Origin of the sequence: Enterococcus plantarum, from assembly GCF_001730295.1 — a bacterium.
Classification (GTDB): Bacteria; Bacillota; Bacilli; order Lactobacillales; family Enterococcaceae; genus Enterococcus_L; species Enterococcus_L plantarum.
In genome coordinates this window covers 256,996-270,544 of record NZ_MIKA01000023.1, presented here as the reverse complement: position 1 = coordinate 270,544, position 13,549 = coordinate 256,996, and the positions used below count along the sequence as shown (strand labels likewise).

Annotated in this window: 14 protein-coding genes; 11 read left to right on the top strand and 3 right to left on the bottom strand. The window is 32.3% G+C overall.

Annotated elements, in window-relative coordinates:
• Nucleotides 1–139: 139 nt before the first annotated feature.
• The 11 genes from BCR22_RS15440 to BCR22_RS15435 all read left to right on the top strand — a co-directional run bounded on the left by BCR22_RS15440 (nucleotide 140) and on the right by BCR22_RS15435 (nucleotide 9,440).
• Nucleotides 140–556 (top strand): hypothetical protein, encoded by a 417-nt coding sequence (locus BCR22_RS15440; protein ID WP_167351521.1) that lies wholly within the window; start codon nucleotides 140–142, stop codon nucleotides 554–556.
• Between the two features lie 869 nt (nucleotides 557–1,425).
• Complete coding sequence (locus BCR22_RS09505) at nucleotides 1,426–2,736, top strand: glucosaminidase domain-containing protein (protein ID WP_083241806.1); 1,311 nt, start codon at nucleotides 1,426–1,428, stop codon at nucleotides 2,734–2,736.
• Between the two features lie 326 nt (nucleotides 2,737–3,062).
• Complete coding sequence (locus BCR22_RS09500; protein ID WP_069654684.1) at nucleotides 3,063–3,929, top strand: hypothetical protein; 867 nt, start codon at nucleotides 3,063–3,065, stop codon at nucleotides 3,927–3,929.
• Nucleotides 3,930–4,135: 206 nt separating this feature from the next.
• A complete protein-coding gene (locus BCR22_RS09495; protein WP_069654683.1) occupies nucleotides 4,136–4,426 on the top strand; it encodes a TIGR04197 family type VII secretion effector in 291 nt (96 codons plus the stop codon).
• Nucleotides 4,423–4,770: a DUF3958 family protein gene (locus BCR22_RS09490; protein WP_069654682.1), complete on the top strand. Its 348-nt coding sequence runs from the start codon at nucleotides 4,423–4,425 to the stop codon at nucleotides 4,768–4,770. Before BCR22_RS09495 ends, BCR22_RS09490 begins: the two co-directional genes overlap by 4 nt.
• Nucleotides 4,770–6,341, top strand: coding sequence for a T7SS effector LXG polymorphic toxin (locus tag BCR22_RS09485; protein ID WP_069654681.1), 1,572 nt, complete (start codon nucleotides 4,770–4,772; stop codon nucleotides 6,339–6,341). Before BCR22_RS09490 ends, BCR22_RS09485 begins: the two co-directional genes overlap by 1 nt.
• Before the next feature lie 7 nt (nucleotides 6,342–6,348).
• On the top strand, nucleotides 6,349–6,783 hold the full coding sequence (locus tag BCR22_RS09480) for a hypothetical protein (protein ID WP_069654680.1): 435 nt from the start codon (nucleotides 6,349–6,351) through the stop codon (nucleotides 6,781–6,783).
• 227 nt (nucleotides 6,784–7,010) lie between these two features.
• Entirely contained in the window at nucleotides 7,011–7,862 is an 852-nt protein-coding gene (locus BCR22_RS09475; RefSeq protein WP_069654679.1) for a hypothetical protein, read from the top strand.
• A 74-nt stretch (nucleotides 7,863–7,936) separates the two neighbouring features.
• On the top strand, nucleotides 7,937–8,566 hold the full coding sequence (locus BCR22_RS09470; protein WP_069654678.1) for a recombinase family protein: 630 nt from the start codon (nucleotides 7,937–7,939) through the stop codon (nucleotides 8,564–8,566).
• A gap of 525 nt (nucleotides 8,567–9,091) precedes the next feature.
• Nucleotides 9,092–9,211 carry a hypothetical protein gene (locus tag BCR22_RS16035; protein ID WP_420841169.1) on the top strand — a complete coding sequence of 40 codons (120 nt, stop codon included), beginning with the start codon at nucleotides 9,092–9,094 and terminating at the stop codon, nucleotides 9,209–9,211.
• Between the two features lie 85 nt (nucleotides 9,212–9,296).
• Complete coding sequence (locus BCR22_RS15435) at nucleotides 9,297–9,440, top strand: DUF421 domain-containing protein (RefSeq protein WP_167351520.1); 144 nt, start codon at nucleotides 9,297–9,299, stop codon at nucleotides 9,438–9,440.
• A 243-nt stretch (nucleotides 9,441–9,683) separates the two neighbouring features.
• Here BCR22_RS15435 and BCR22_RS09460 read toward each other — a convergent pair whose 3' ends face one another.
• The 3 genes from BCR22_RS09460 to BCR22_RS09450 all read right to left on the bottom strand — a co-directional run bounded on the left by BCR22_RS09460 (nucleotide 9,684) and on the right by BCR22_RS09450 (nucleotide 13,545).
• A complete protein-coding gene (locus BCR22_RS09460; protein WP_069654676.1) occupies nucleotides 9,684–11,399 on the bottom strand; it encodes an ABC transporter permease/substrate binding protein in 1,716 nt (571 codons plus the stop codon).
• Complete coding sequence (locus BCR22_RS09455; RefSeq protein ID WP_069654675.1) at nucleotides 11,392–12,582, bottom strand: quaternary amine ABC transporter ATP-binding protein; 1,191 nt, start codon at nucleotides 12,580–12,582, stop codon at nucleotides 11,392–11,394. The genes BCR22_RS09460 and BCR22_RS09455 overlap by 8 nt, the downstream gene beginning before the upstream one ends.
• A 327-nt stretch (nucleotides 12,583–12,909) precedes the next feature.
• Entirely contained in the window at nucleotides 12,910–13,545 is a 636-nt protein-coding gene (locus BCR22_RS09450) for a GntR family transcriptional regulator (protein ID WP_069654702.1), read from the bottom strand.
• Nucleotides 13,546–13,549 lie beyond the last annotated feature (4 nt).

Here is a 13,549-nt window from a genome sequence, read left to right as displayed (position 1 = left end):
GATCTTCCTTTCACTCCTTACTATAAACCTAAAAATAGGCAAATAGAGGGTAAACTCATCCGTCGATAAGTTTACCCTCTAATCTTAGTATGTTTTTTATTTCGATTAAAATTAGAAGTTAACGTCAAAGTAAATGAATATGAAAAACAATAAGCTGATTACGCTGTTTAGTATACTAACAGTCCTAATCGCTTTTTTAATTTCCCCAATTACTTCATTCGCTGTTACAGTAAATTATGAAAAAGTTGCAAATTATATTTCCTCATGGAGTGTCAAATCGTTAGGCTGTTTGCACTGGACCGATGAAGGCAGCCATATGATTAAAGCGGGCAATCAAGCTCTATTTTACATTGAACATCGAACACTTCTTACTGGTAGTTCTGGGTTTACCCCGTCAGAACCAACTATCGCAGAAAAAGAACGCCTTTCATTAATTTCATACTTTGGTTACAAAATAAACTCTACTATTGATAATTATCGGATTACTCAAAACTTAATTTGGCTTGAATTTGGCGGTGAATTATTAACCACAACTATTCCGAATTTTGAGAATTGAAGAAATAAGATAGTAAATCAAGTTAGAAATCATAATATTAAACCAACATTTAATAATCAAACCATCAATCTAAAAGTTGGCGAATCTATTATTCTAGAAGACAAAAACAATGTCTTGTCCAAGTATGTTAACAGCTTAGTAATTCCGCAAACCTCAAAATTGAGAAAAACGGCAATAAATTAACATTGACAGCTACCAAAGATTCGAAGGAATCTGGGACCATTAATTATAGTATTGCTGATTCTAATTCAACGAGACAAAGCTTTGTTTATGCTAAACCCAATAAACAGAAAGTTGCTAGCTTTAAACTTTCAAATGCGGGTGAATTCAATCTGAATGTCAAAGAGAAACTAACTGGCAATATCAAAGTAAAAAAATCGATAAAGATAAAGGGCAACTATCTTAAAAAAAGGAAACTAGCAATAAAATTTTAAAAAAACAGAATATAATAATTTATATGTACCGAAAATAAAAAAAATTAATAATTACTGAATATTGAACTTTCTTTACTTGAATCATGAATTTTTTTCGAAACTTTCTAATCTTTTGAGTTAAGTAGGAGATTTCCCCTCATACTTATGGTAAAATAAAGTCAACTTATAGAAGGTTAATCTAGATTTTTAGCGTTACAAAGGTAGGTGGAGAGATGGAAGAACATCCTAATAACCCTAATAGCAGTAAGGGATTCTAGTTATTCTCACACATGAAGCTTTAAAACTGACATTGCTAAAAGCAATAATTAGCGCTTTAAGAATTACCACAGAGTCACCTAACTACCTAACAAAAATAGGGATCAGCCAAAAAAATGAGTGATAGATTCCAATAATCAAAAAAAGAATCTTTAATACATGTGAGAGGAACTAATTTGAATGAAAAGAAAATTATTATCACTACAGATGGTATGTGTACTGCTCAGTGTTAATTTAATACCAGTGATCGGTCATGCTGATGAATTAACCCAGTCAGAGTCGAGTACCATCGAAGAAGGAACAATGGAGACGACCGAAAGTAGTTCTTCAACTGAAGAGACAACAACGACAGAATCATCTACTTCTGAGACAGAGACTGGCACAACTGAATCAAGTACTACTAGTACAGAGTCCTCAGAAGAAGCTCAGCCTCCTGCAAGCAGTGAGGAGGAAGTACCTGTAGCTCCGCAACCAACTGCACCTGTCGAAACAGCACCGGAAGAGCAACCTGTACAGCAAATCGTTGATCATGCACCTACGGAAGCCCAATTAGATGAAAATATCAAGGTTGTAAAAAATGAACCGACTGAAACATTTATTCGTCGGATCGGTGAAAAAGCCCGTGCTGTAGGTCAAAAAAATGATTTATATGCTTCAGTGATGATTGCTCAAGCTATTTTAGAAACTGGTTCTGGCAATAGTGATCTAAGTCAACAGCCATATCATAATCTGTTTGGGATCAAAGGGGAATACAAAGGTGAAAAAGTTGTCTTCTCTACACAAGAAGATGATGGATCAGGCAATTGGTATACGATTGAGGCTGCCTTCAAAAAATATCCTGGATACAAAGAATCATTTGAAGATTATGCTAAATTAATGAAAAAAGGTATAGAATCAAATAAAACAATTTATTCAGGTACTTGGAAGTCAAATGCTGTGAGCTACCGCGAAGCAACAAAATCTTTAACAGGTGTTTACGCAACAGATACAAGTTATGACCAAAAATTGAATGCGTTTATTGAAGAATATGACTTGACTGAATATGACAAAGAAAAGCCATCTACATCAACAAGTGGCATCATTGTCTCAGATAGTCATCCAGATAGTGACTTCAAAGATTATGCTGGTGAAACGTATTCTGGTTCAGAAGCATATGCACTAGGAAACTGTACACAATATGTTTACAATCGCATCGTTCAATTAGATGGTTCTGTCGAAACAACGATGGGCAACGGAATGGACTGGGGTACAACAGGTAAAGCGAATGGCTATGAGGTTTCTAGTAAACCTAAAGCAGGAACAGCCGTTAGTTTCCAACCGACAGTAGCGGGTGCTGATGGAACGTATGGACATGTAGCATTTGTCGAACATGTTTATGAAGATAGTTCTATTTTAATCTCCGAAATGAATGTCGCTGGTTTAGGAATCGTTTCATTTAGAGTAATCGATAAAGACACAGCGAATACGTTAGCTTACGTAACGCCTAAGTAAAAAAGATAAGCCAATAATACTATCGAATGTAAATCGTTTGATGCTATTATTGGCTTTTTTAATTAGGAACTAATTTACTATTTCTTAAGCATTCTAAATAAAACCTAAATGTTTTAGGCATAATTTCTTCAAACCTTGCGGTTATTATTAACTCATACCCAATAACAAACCCAAACAAAACACTTTTTCATTTTTACTCCTCAAGTAAAAAGAACTCATTTCCACCGCCTACCCAGCGGTGGTTATTTTTATGAAAACCATTGATAATATAGTTTTTTTGAAATTAAATAACGATAACATCCTTATTTTATTAAAGCAAGTTTTGTATGAATTTTGTTCAAAATTTGCATTTCTATTTGCATGATTTATTCTATCTAACTAAAAATTATGTAGAAAAAAATGGGACTATAGATATAGCAAAAAAATTTTGCGAAAGTTATTATGATAGACATTATTATCTACTTTTGTATTATTTTTTGTTAGCAAGAATAACGATAGAAGAGTTATTAAAAGATGAGAGTTTTGATATTATTAAGGATGCTTATGAGGATAATGAACCAATAAAGGAACTCTCTGAAATAAAGTTTGATAGTGAATTACAAGGGAAAGAAGCATATTATTATCCCAATGTTGGTTGGGGCACAATATTGTATTATGCATTTATGAATGCTTATCGAGAATATGCAAAGTGGGAAGAAATTCCGAATAATAAAAAATCAACTAAGAAATATCAAGATATCGAATCGATTGAAAAAAGGTTGAACATATATGCTATTGAAACAAAGGATAATGCGGGAATTTGTAAATTAAAAATATTTTTACCCAAACAGAGCAAAGCAACCAGTGAAAAAACTAGAAGAAGGCTTTATAGTACAAGAAAAATTAGTAGGAAAAAAGATTATTCGGAAGAATTTTATCTAATTGATAGGTATTATGATAGGTTGGCGCAAAATAGGAAATATAGCATTAAAGACTATTTGGTTGAAGAAGAAATTACTAAAACTTATTTTTTTAAATTAAAGAAAGAATACTTTAAACAGAAGCCATTGAATAAGTATTACAAAGCCTATAAATATATCAATTCTGCAGAGTATGGTGGGGATTTTAGCAAAGTAAAACAAGACTACAAAATATCAAAAAGAAAAATGGATATATTTGTAAATAGATATTTTCCTAAATTTGATAAAAGTTAGTGGTTGCGAATGATCATTCGCAACCACTTTTTTTATTCCTAAAATATTCATTATAAGTAAGAAAAATTAGAATATTATAAAGTCTATAAAATGAGACATAGTAATTTATGCAATAAATAATTACTATTAAGTAAATTTTAACTATTATCAAAATGATATGTGTGATAAAATTTTATTACAATTAGTTTTTTAAGGAGGAATAATTAATGGCAATACAAAGTGATTTAGCTGGAGCAAGCCAAAAGGCTACTGCACTAAAAAATGCAACCGATAAGTTAATACAGCAATCTAACATAAATAGCGATACTCAAACAACAGTGGTAGGTAACGATAATGCACAAGAAGCCATTACTACAGCTCAAGAAACTGCTACTAAAATAGCTCAGGCGGTGTTTTTGGCATCTAGTAATCTCCAAAGTGTAGCAAAGGATTTTGAAGCTTTAGACCAAACCGTTGCAAACACTATTTTTAAACCTTTAGGTGGTTTAGGAAAATGAGAAAATTAGAAGAGATTCAAAAAGAAGAAAAGCAATTATATTTAAAAGAAGAAACACTATCGAGTGAAGTAAATCAAGTAAAGAGAGTCAAAGAAAGCTATGACCAACATTTTTACGAAGCAAGGCATTTTTTTGATGATGTCTGTTATCAGTTTGATAAAAATGAACAAGGAAATTTTTTTAAATCAGTATTTGATGAATTTTCTCAAAAATCAAGGCAAGTAATGGAGTATTTGGAAAATGATGAGGAAGAATTACGTATACAAAAAAAGAAAGTTTTGAACCAATTAGATGATATCAGTTATGAAAAAAGAAAAGCGTTAGCAGAGGAGGATAGCAAATAATGAGTGTTGATATGTATGTTTCTACTTCTCAAAGTCAAGCATCAAGTGTATCTACCATGTGTAAATCGCAAGCAGAAGGATATCAAGAATTGCAAAAAGCAATCAATGATTTTACTTTAAATGCCCCATTTTTAACAGGTAAAGCGTATGATTCGGCAAAAGACTATTTTCAATCGGTGTTGTATCCTTTAGCACAAGGTGGGATACTGTTATCTGAAGCAGTAGAAAAAGCAGTGAAGAAATTTCCAGAAGAATATATTTCTCAAGTAGATAGTGGGGATTTAAAACAATCTGAATTAGAAGAAAAGATTAGAAGAGCAGATAGATTACTGAATCAAGCGGAAGATATCCGTAAAGATATTAATTCATCAAAAACTCCTGATATTACAAAAACATTTCAATTAATAGCTAACTCGATGTTAATTGGGATGTATAGTGCTTCCAAACAAAAATTAGAAGAGCAATTACGTAAATTATTAGCATTTAATGCAAGTTCACCTTCAATATTTTCTGAAATCTCTAGCTTGCAAAGTGCTATGAATACTGGATTAGCTCAAACAAAAACTGCATGGAATGAGGCAACAGGAACGTTTTCAATTCCAAAAGATTTATCGTGGAAAAATACTATTAATGAGCGATGGAAAAGTTATCAAGAAAAAAATATGACTAGTGAGCAAAAATTACTACGAAATTTAGAGACTCAATTTGGATTTAGTAATGAAGAAAGCCAATTATTAATGGATATTTATCAAAAATTAAAAAAAGAGTATGGAACGGATAAAGCAAATAAATTATTTTGGCAGTTGCTTGCATCACCAGCTTATGCCAATACTCCTAAAAAATTAGTGATGTGGAGTTACACAGCTGGACTTACTTCTGAATGGAGAGTTTCTTTAGGACTTTTAGGAGTAACAAAGGAAAGGTTGGATGCATTAGAAAAAATGCTCCTGAATCAATACACGTTATGTGCTGGAAACTATCAAAATCCTGTAGATTATTATAACAATATTAGAAAAGATACTACAATAAATTGGAATAATTTAGCTGAGAATGAACAACAAAGGTATATAGATTTATTTAACCAATTTAATAATAAAGTTGATTTTTCACATATGGCTGCTATCATAGCTTCACACATGAATAACGCTATGTTAGAAGATTCTTTAGGGGAATCAATTGGTTTATTTAATGGAGTAGGGGGATTAAATAATAATTCTGGGTATATTGGAGATATTGCAGGGATACCTGGAACTAAGCCAAGTTTAGGAAATGATGATTATCGTGCAGATTTAGATAGTGTTAACATATTTAATAGAATTTCAGAGTCTACTAATTCTTTAGAAGCTATGAATCAATATTTTAATCAATTAACAACTGGAAAAACGAATAGAGCAGAAGAATTTGTAACGAATATAGGAAATGGCTCATATAATGAAGGAATAGCAATATTACAACAGCAATATACTGATTTTATTAACGGTGGTGCATATAAAGATATGAGTGTAGAAGAACAAAAAGTGTTTGCAGAATTTTTGTTAAATGTAATCAATTCAAATAATTCACTGAAGTAGGTTGTCTATGAAAAAGAAGAAATGGATATTTTTACTAACAGTTATTTTAGTAGTAGTTGGATTTTTTTATTTGAAATTTAATTACATTAAAGTTCCTTATCTAGGTCAGGTACCATTGATAAAGTGGGATGCTTCGATAGATAAGCATATCAAAAATAAAGATATATACTATCAGAGAAGATTCAATTTTTCTGAATTATCAGAGGATAAAATAGTTAATTATATATACAGAGCCAATAAATCCAGTAGCTTGTCAAATTTAATTATGGAAAATCCTTCAAAAAAAGAACTTAAAAGTAATTTTTTGAAAAATAATGAAATAGCTTCAAGTACATTAGTTTCGGAAGATGTCCTTAATCATTCACAATATAAAATAATAACAAAAATTTCAAAAGTCAAAAATCAGTATATCTATACAATTTACGTTGAGAAATTTTCTTAATAATTGATAAAAAATTATTTTTCATAGAGCATATTAAAATGGAATAAAAGGTTATTGAATATTCATAGAGGTGAAAACCAATGATGCTTAACATAATAATATTCATTGGTTTTCTGTATATATCATCAACTATCTGTCGAGTTATGTTTTTTAAAAGTTGTTTTGATTTTAGTTATCTCTATGAAAATTATGTTTTAGGGAAGGTTTTAAGAGGAGGAACGTAAGAAATGCAAGTTTTACAAGATATTTTTCTTTGGTTTTGGGGTTGTATTAAAGTAGTGCCAGAAGGTGTTGTTACAGGTGTTATTACAAGTTTGATTTTTCTGTTTTTTCGTAAGGTATTAAATAAATGCGGAGAATATTTTTCAAGTATTTCTAATTTTCTTGTAAAGTTACAATCATTACTAGGAAAACAACCAGAAATAGGTTTGGAGTACCAAATAATTCAATCACCAAAATATTCATTTACAGAGAAAAAAAGAAGAAAATCTTCTTCTATATCAGATGATAATTTTTGGGGAATTATAATTGTTATCTTAGTTGCTATAGTAGCTGGAATACTTGCATTAAGGGTATATCAAGATGCAATCCAATTTACTATATATGGAATCAGTGTCTTTTTTATTAGTAGTGGAACATTTTTTATTTGTGTTTCTGCTTTTACTAATAAAATTCAACGAAGTACGTTATTATATTGCATTTCTGGAATTTTATTATCATTTTATACTTATTATAGTGCTAAAATATTACCAACGTTAATTTCTAAAATCCCTTCTAATTTTAGTGTAAGCTTCTTGATATCTAATCAAGAGGAAGCTTGGCCTCATGTGTATATGTTTGGAGGGCTTTTAATTACAATACTAGAGATTTTATTAATATTTTTATTGCTATTCAGAATGATTACTATTAAGATAGATTCATTTAAATCTTTTAGCACAACAAGATATTTAATATACAAAACTGAAGGATTAGATAGTAGTGGGTATCTAATTTTCTTGCTGATTTTCTTAACAATAATGTCTTATCTATTGACTTCAGGTTTATTTATTGATTTTATATTTAAAATGCAAGGAACATAGGAAATAATTTTTTTGAAACTTTCTGATGATTGAAACTTACAATACAAGTATATCAATCACTAGGAGGTTTCAATATGGTAAAGAAAAAGAAAGTGGAAAAGAAAATAGTTAGGATAGGATATTGCAGGGTATCAACAGATGATAAGCAAGAAATGTCACTAGAAAATCAGATACAAATGATGGAGCAACAAAATTGCAATTATATCTATAGCGAGCATGGTAGTGGAAGAAATGATAAAAGAATAGAATTCCAAAAAATGTTAGTCCATATAAAAAAATTAGCAAATGATAAAAATAATACGGTTTATCTTATAGTATTTAAAAATGATAGGTTAAGTCGAAAGTTTAGAACTTTGGTAAATACCATTGAAGATTTATTAGAATTAGGAGTAAACTACATTAGCTTAATAGACCACATAGATACTTCCACTATAGGTGGTAAAATGTTTTTTCAAATTTTAAGTAGTTTTAACGAGTACGAGGTATCAAATACTCGAGAACGTGTAAAAATCGGCTTAGAAAAGGCTAGAGAAAAAGGAAAAGTATTGGGGAGACCACCAGTTACAAAATCACAAAAAAACAAGTTAATTCGATTATACCAATTAAATACTCTATCTGTGGATACTATTGCCGAAATGTGTGGAATGAAACCTTCGACTGCCTATAAATACCTTAAGCATTCTAATATCCAAAGAAGAAGATGAAGATTATACTTGAGTAAATTTGATATCATGTTAAAATAGTATTGTTAAGTAATAAAAGTGAACCACTCATCTATTTATCAACTGTTAAATAGAGCTAATATATAAAAATAATAACAAAACATAAAGAGTCTGTGGCCATTGGATTTCCAATCTTCACTTATTCTTTTTTTTGCGATTTTTTGTACTTACACAAAACAGTTGAAATATAGAGTTAAAGGATGTTTTACATCAATTTTTTACAGTTAGATGGTAAATAAGGTTATTAAAATTATTTTGGAGAGTAAAAAATGGAATTTAGGGTAAATCAATTTCCCAAAAAATGGGAGAAGTCGATGTAAATGAAAAATTTGTAAAAATAAAAATACCCGAAGGAGGATTGTTTAGTAGTGGCGAAGATTTGGAAAATATCCCAATAAAAAATATTAGTAATGTCAAAATTAGTAAGGCAAAAACATATTTTCAATTATTTTTTGTCCAAAAATCTATTTTAAAGTTTTTATTAAAGAGCTGATACAGAAGATACAAATGAATATTTCGAGTAAAGGGAATCTAGCGCCGAAGAGTGCTTCGGATCAAATTCAGAACTATGTCTTGGGGGGAATCATTGTCGGATTTATCTATAATTGTCAAATCATTGTTTTGTGATTTTTAATCGTATTACTTTTTTTGAGGGACATAGGTCACTGTGTTAAGGATCGCAAAATGAAGAAATCCTGAGAATAAAAAAAATGTGGATGGACAACCGATTATTTTAATGGATAACTGGCAGAAGATTCCAGAAAATGTTAAACTGGCAAACTTATCAGCATACGATCTTGGAACTATGTTTAGATTACATAATATCAACATAATTTCAGCGGTCAAACGCGTATAAGTAGAGCAAAATGGTGATTTGACGATTGTTCGTAAAGGTGCCTCATTATTTACGGATGGCTTAGAGATAGAAGATGCATTGGAAGATATCAATAAAAATAGAGAGTAGCTGACAGATGAATTAGCGAAACAAACTATACGGATATTTCTAAGATTTGTGTAGCAGAATGGTTTAAGGAAATCTTCGAATCGTACCTTATACATAAAAAAGAACTGACCACTTTTATTGTGATCAGTTCTTTTTTTATTTTTTCCACTCAGCAACTTCTTTTGAATGACTGTCGATCCAATTTCTAGCAGCTTGAGTTGGATCAGTTCCGTTATTGATTTCTAACATAACTGATTCCATATCTTCTTTTGTCCAATGGAAGTTTTTCAATACATTATAGGCTTCAGGACTTTCTTTTTCTAACCCTTTTCTAGCCATTGTATGGATTGCTTCTTCTGTTCCCATGGTTCCTTTTGGATCTTCTAAATATTTAAGATCGTATTTAGCAAACATCCAGTGAGGAGACCAACCAGTAATAACAATATCTTCTTTATTTTTGATAGCTTGTCCAAGCGCAACGGTCATTGCACCAGAAGAAGAGGTTTCAACAGACCAATCAGATAAGTTGTTATACGCTTTTTGCGTTTTTTCAGCGGCTGCAACGACACCTGCACCAGGTTCGATACCGGTGATTTTTTTACCAGCTTGATCGCTTAACTCTTCGATCGAGTCGACATCCATGTATTGTGGAACAACGATACCAAGTTTAGCACCTTTTAGGTTTTCACCTAAGTCCTCTACTTTGTCTTTGTATTGTTTGTATTGCTCTCCGTGAGTTCCAGGAAGCCATGCAGCAACCATTGCATCTGTTTCACCTTTTGAGATTGATTCCCACATAATAGCATTGTCCAAAGGTGTTAACGACACATTGTAGCCGATATCTTTTAGGACTTCACCGACAACGTGAGTAGAGGCAACTTCTGTATCCCATTCTACATAAGAAAGAGAAATAGTTTTTTCATCGTTTTTAGCAGATGTGAAAAGAGTTGAACCACCAATCAAAGCAATGATAGCAACAACCGCAATCACGATTCCGCCAATTTTTTGATTTTTAGATAGTTTTGATTTTACTGTCGTTGATTTTTTCTTATTTAAATTTTGCGTAAAGCGATCGATGATAATTGCTAGAATTACTAAAGCAACACCGTTAACAAATCCATTTCCGACTTGAGCACGTTGTAGGGCAGATAGAACACCACGACCTAGGCCAGGAGCTCCGATCATTGAGGCGATAACCACCATTGAAAGTGCCAACATTGTTGTTTGGTTGACTCCAGCCATGATTGTACTTTTAGCCAATGGTAATTCAAGTTTGAATAGTTTTTGCCATCCTGTGCTACCAAATGAATCAGAAGCTTCAACTAATTCTTTCGGTACTTGGCGAATACCAAGATTGGTAAAACGAACGGTAGGCGGTAAAGCAAAAATTACTGAGGCAAACACCCCAGGTACCATACCGATTCCGAAAAATGCAACTGCAGGAATTAAATAAACAAATCCTGGCATTGTTTGCATGAAATCTAAAATAGGTGTAATAATACTTTGTGCTTTATTGCTTTTTGCCATTAAAATACCAAGTGGCACTCCGATTACAATAGAAACGACACTAGATAGTAAAACTAACGTTACGGTACTCATTAAATCTGTCCATAAATTTTGGTTATAAATGAAAAGTAACCCAATTAATGTAAACAAACTCAACCCAATTTTTCTATTAGATATAAAGTATGCAATTGCTGTTATGATAAGAATAAATAGTAATGGTGGAATCATAACGAGTAGTGATGTAATGCCATCCATTAAACTTTGACCTGTTGATTGGAAGAAACTGAACACACCAGAAAAAGTATTTGTCATCCATTCTGTGATCGTTTCGACCCAATTTGCGACTGGTAATTGATAGTTATTCATTGATATTCACCTCTGTTTCTGCTAATGCTTCAAGAACACTGCCTCGAATGACGACGCCAAGCAATTTATTGTTGTCCGTTACAGCAACTGGTGTAGGTGAATCATAGATGATTGGGAAGATATCATTCACGAGCATATCTTTATCGATTGTAGTGATATCTGCATCCACATAATCAGTTAAAGGTTTACCTGCTTTACGAGCTTCTAGTGCACGCTCAGCTCTAACTACACCTTTTAATTGACGTTTTTTATCAACGGCTAAAAGCATACTGACTTCTTCTTGACGCATACGAGTCAAAGCAACGGTTGGACCATCGATTTCTATATTTGTTGTTAATGCTGGCACCATAATATTTTGAGCGGTTAAAACTTTCGAACGGTCTACATCTTCGACGAACGTACGAACGTAGTCATTAGCTGGATTTGTTAAAATTTCTTCACCAGTACCAATTTGCATGATTTGACCATCTTTCATTAAAGCAATTCGGTCACCGATACGTAACGCTTCATTCAAATCATGTGTGATAAAGATGATCGTCTTTTTCACGTTGTCCTGTAAATCGACTAACTCATCTTGCATTTCTCGACGAATCAATGGATCAAGAGCGGAAAAGGCTTCATCCATCAGCAAAATTTCTGGATCGTTAGCTAAGGCTCTAGCTAATCCGACACGCTGTTGCATCCCACCAGATAATTGATTAGGAAACTGATCTTTAAAAGCTAATAAACTCGAATTTTCCAACGCTTTTTCTGCTTTAGCCGTTCGCTCTTCTTTTGGAACGCCACGTACTTCTAAACCGTATTCCGTATTTTCCAAAATTGTACGGTGAGGGAAGAGACCAAAATTTTGGAAAACCATGCTCATCTTATTTCGACGAACCTCTCTAAGTCCTTCTTTATCCAATTTTGCAATTTCTTGGTTATCGATAAAAATATCTCCTGAAGTTGGTTCGATCAAACGATTCAATAAACGGATCAAGGTAGATTTACCACTACCAGAAAGACCCATTATAACGAAAATCTCTCCTTCTTCTACTTCAAAATTGACATCGTAAACTCCGACTGTAGCACCGGTCTTTTTCAAGATTTCGGTCTTATCTTTGTTTTCTTTGATCATTTCCAGTGCTTGTTTTGATTTTTTACCGAATATTTTTGTTAAATGCGATACTTTTACTTTGGGCAAAACAAAATTCCTCCTTATTTTTAAAAGCTGAGTAGGTTCGTCCAGCTCCGAAGCTAGATAACTCTATAAGCGTAGTAAAATCGTTCAGTCTCTTCGAGAAAATAGGGAAAAAAGATTTCGACATTTTTTTCCATCCTGAAAGACTAGCTGATGAAACTAGCTAACATTAAAACTTTATTTACATGTAAAGAAAATCATTTTCTTTTCTGTAAAAAAAGTGACCATTCTAGATTAACATCGTGTAGTCACTTTGTCAAATTAGGGGCATTTAGATGAGAAACTAAAAAGAACAGTCAAACTTTAAAGAGTTCAACTGTTCTTTTTGTATTATGAATTAGGATAGAAAAAATTCTGAACACGCTGTAATGTTGATTCATGACCAACGAAATAAATTGTATCGCCAGAGGTAAGTTTTGCATACGGACCAGGAGAAACAAGTAATTCATCCCCATGTTTGATTGCGATCAAAGTAGCAGAAGTACTTTGCCACAGGTTTAATTCACTGATTGTCATTTCAAGGTGAGATGCTTCGTCGGTCAGTGTATATGTTACTGGATTTAATGGATTGAGTGAATCAAAACGCTTCGTCTGGTCAACAAGTTTATCCAGTATTTCCGAGAATTGACTTAACTCTTCTTTTTGTTTTTTAACACTCGCAATCAGATCATCTTTTAAATCATGAATCGATTGGACATCTTGGTATTGGTCGACGAAGAGCTTGGCTTTTTCCATTGAGTGAACATAAAACCCACTACCGTGTTTCGCTTGGACAATTTCCAAATCAACTAAGACACTGATTGCCTTTCGGGCTGTCTCAGGAGAAACACTGTATTTATTTGCCAGAGTAGAGCGTGCATGAATTTTGTCTCCAACTGTAAATGTTTGATCAGCAATCTTAGCTGCGACATCTACAGCAATTTGCTGATACTTAGGTTTCGTTACATTCATACGTTTTAAAGTCATATGA

Bases quoted from the DNA above. Each gene is read 5' to 3' on its own strand.
- BCR22_RS15440 (WP_167351521.1), top strand. From the start codon at position 140: ATGAAAAACAATAAGCTGATTACGCTGTTTAGTATACTAACAGTCCTA.
- BCR22_RS09475 (WP_069654679.1), top strand. From the start codon at position 7,011: ATGCAAGTTTTACAAGATATTTTTCTTTGGTTTTGGGGTTGTATTAAA.
- BCR22_RS09505 (WP_083241806.1), top strand. From the start codon at position 1,426: ATGAAAAGAAAATTATTATCACTACAGATGGTATGTGTACTGCTCAGT.
- BCR22_RS16035 (WP_420841169.1), top strand. From the start codon at position 9,092: ATGAATATTTCGAGTAAAGGGAATCTAGCGCCGAAGAGTGCTTCGGAT.
- BCR22_RS09450 (WP_069654702.1), bottom strand. From the start codon at position 13,545: ATGACTTTAAAACGTATGAATGTAACGAAACCTAAGTATCAGCAAATT.
- BCR22_RS09485 (WP_069654681.1), top strand. From the start codon at position 4,770: ATGAGTGTTGATATGTATGTTTCTACTTCTCAAAGTCAAGCATCAAGT.
- BCR22_RS09480 (WP_069654680.1), top strand. From the start codon at position 6,349: ATGAAAAAGAAGAAATGGATATTTTTACTAACAGTTATTTTAGTAGTA.
- BCR22_RS09490 (WP_069654682.1), top strand. From the start codon at position 4,423: ATGAGAAAATTAGAAGAGATTCAAAAAGAAGAAAAGCAATTATATTTA.
- BCR22_RS09460 (WP_069654676.1), bottom strand. From the start codon at position 11,399: ATGAATAACTATCAATTACCAGTCGCAAATTGGGTCGAAACGATCACA.
- BCR22_RS09495 (WP_069654683.1), top strand. From the start codon at position 4,136: ATGGCAATACAAAGTGATTTAGCTGGAGCAAGCCAAAAGGCTACTGCA.
- BCR22_RS09470 (WP_069654678.1), top strand. From the start codon at position 7,937: ATGGTAAAGAAAAAGAAAGTGGAAAAGAAAATAGTTAGGATAGGATAT.
- BCR22_RS09500 (WP_069654684.1), top strand. From the start codon at position 3,063: ATGAATTTTGTTCAAAATTTGCATTTCTATTTGCATGATTTATTCTAT.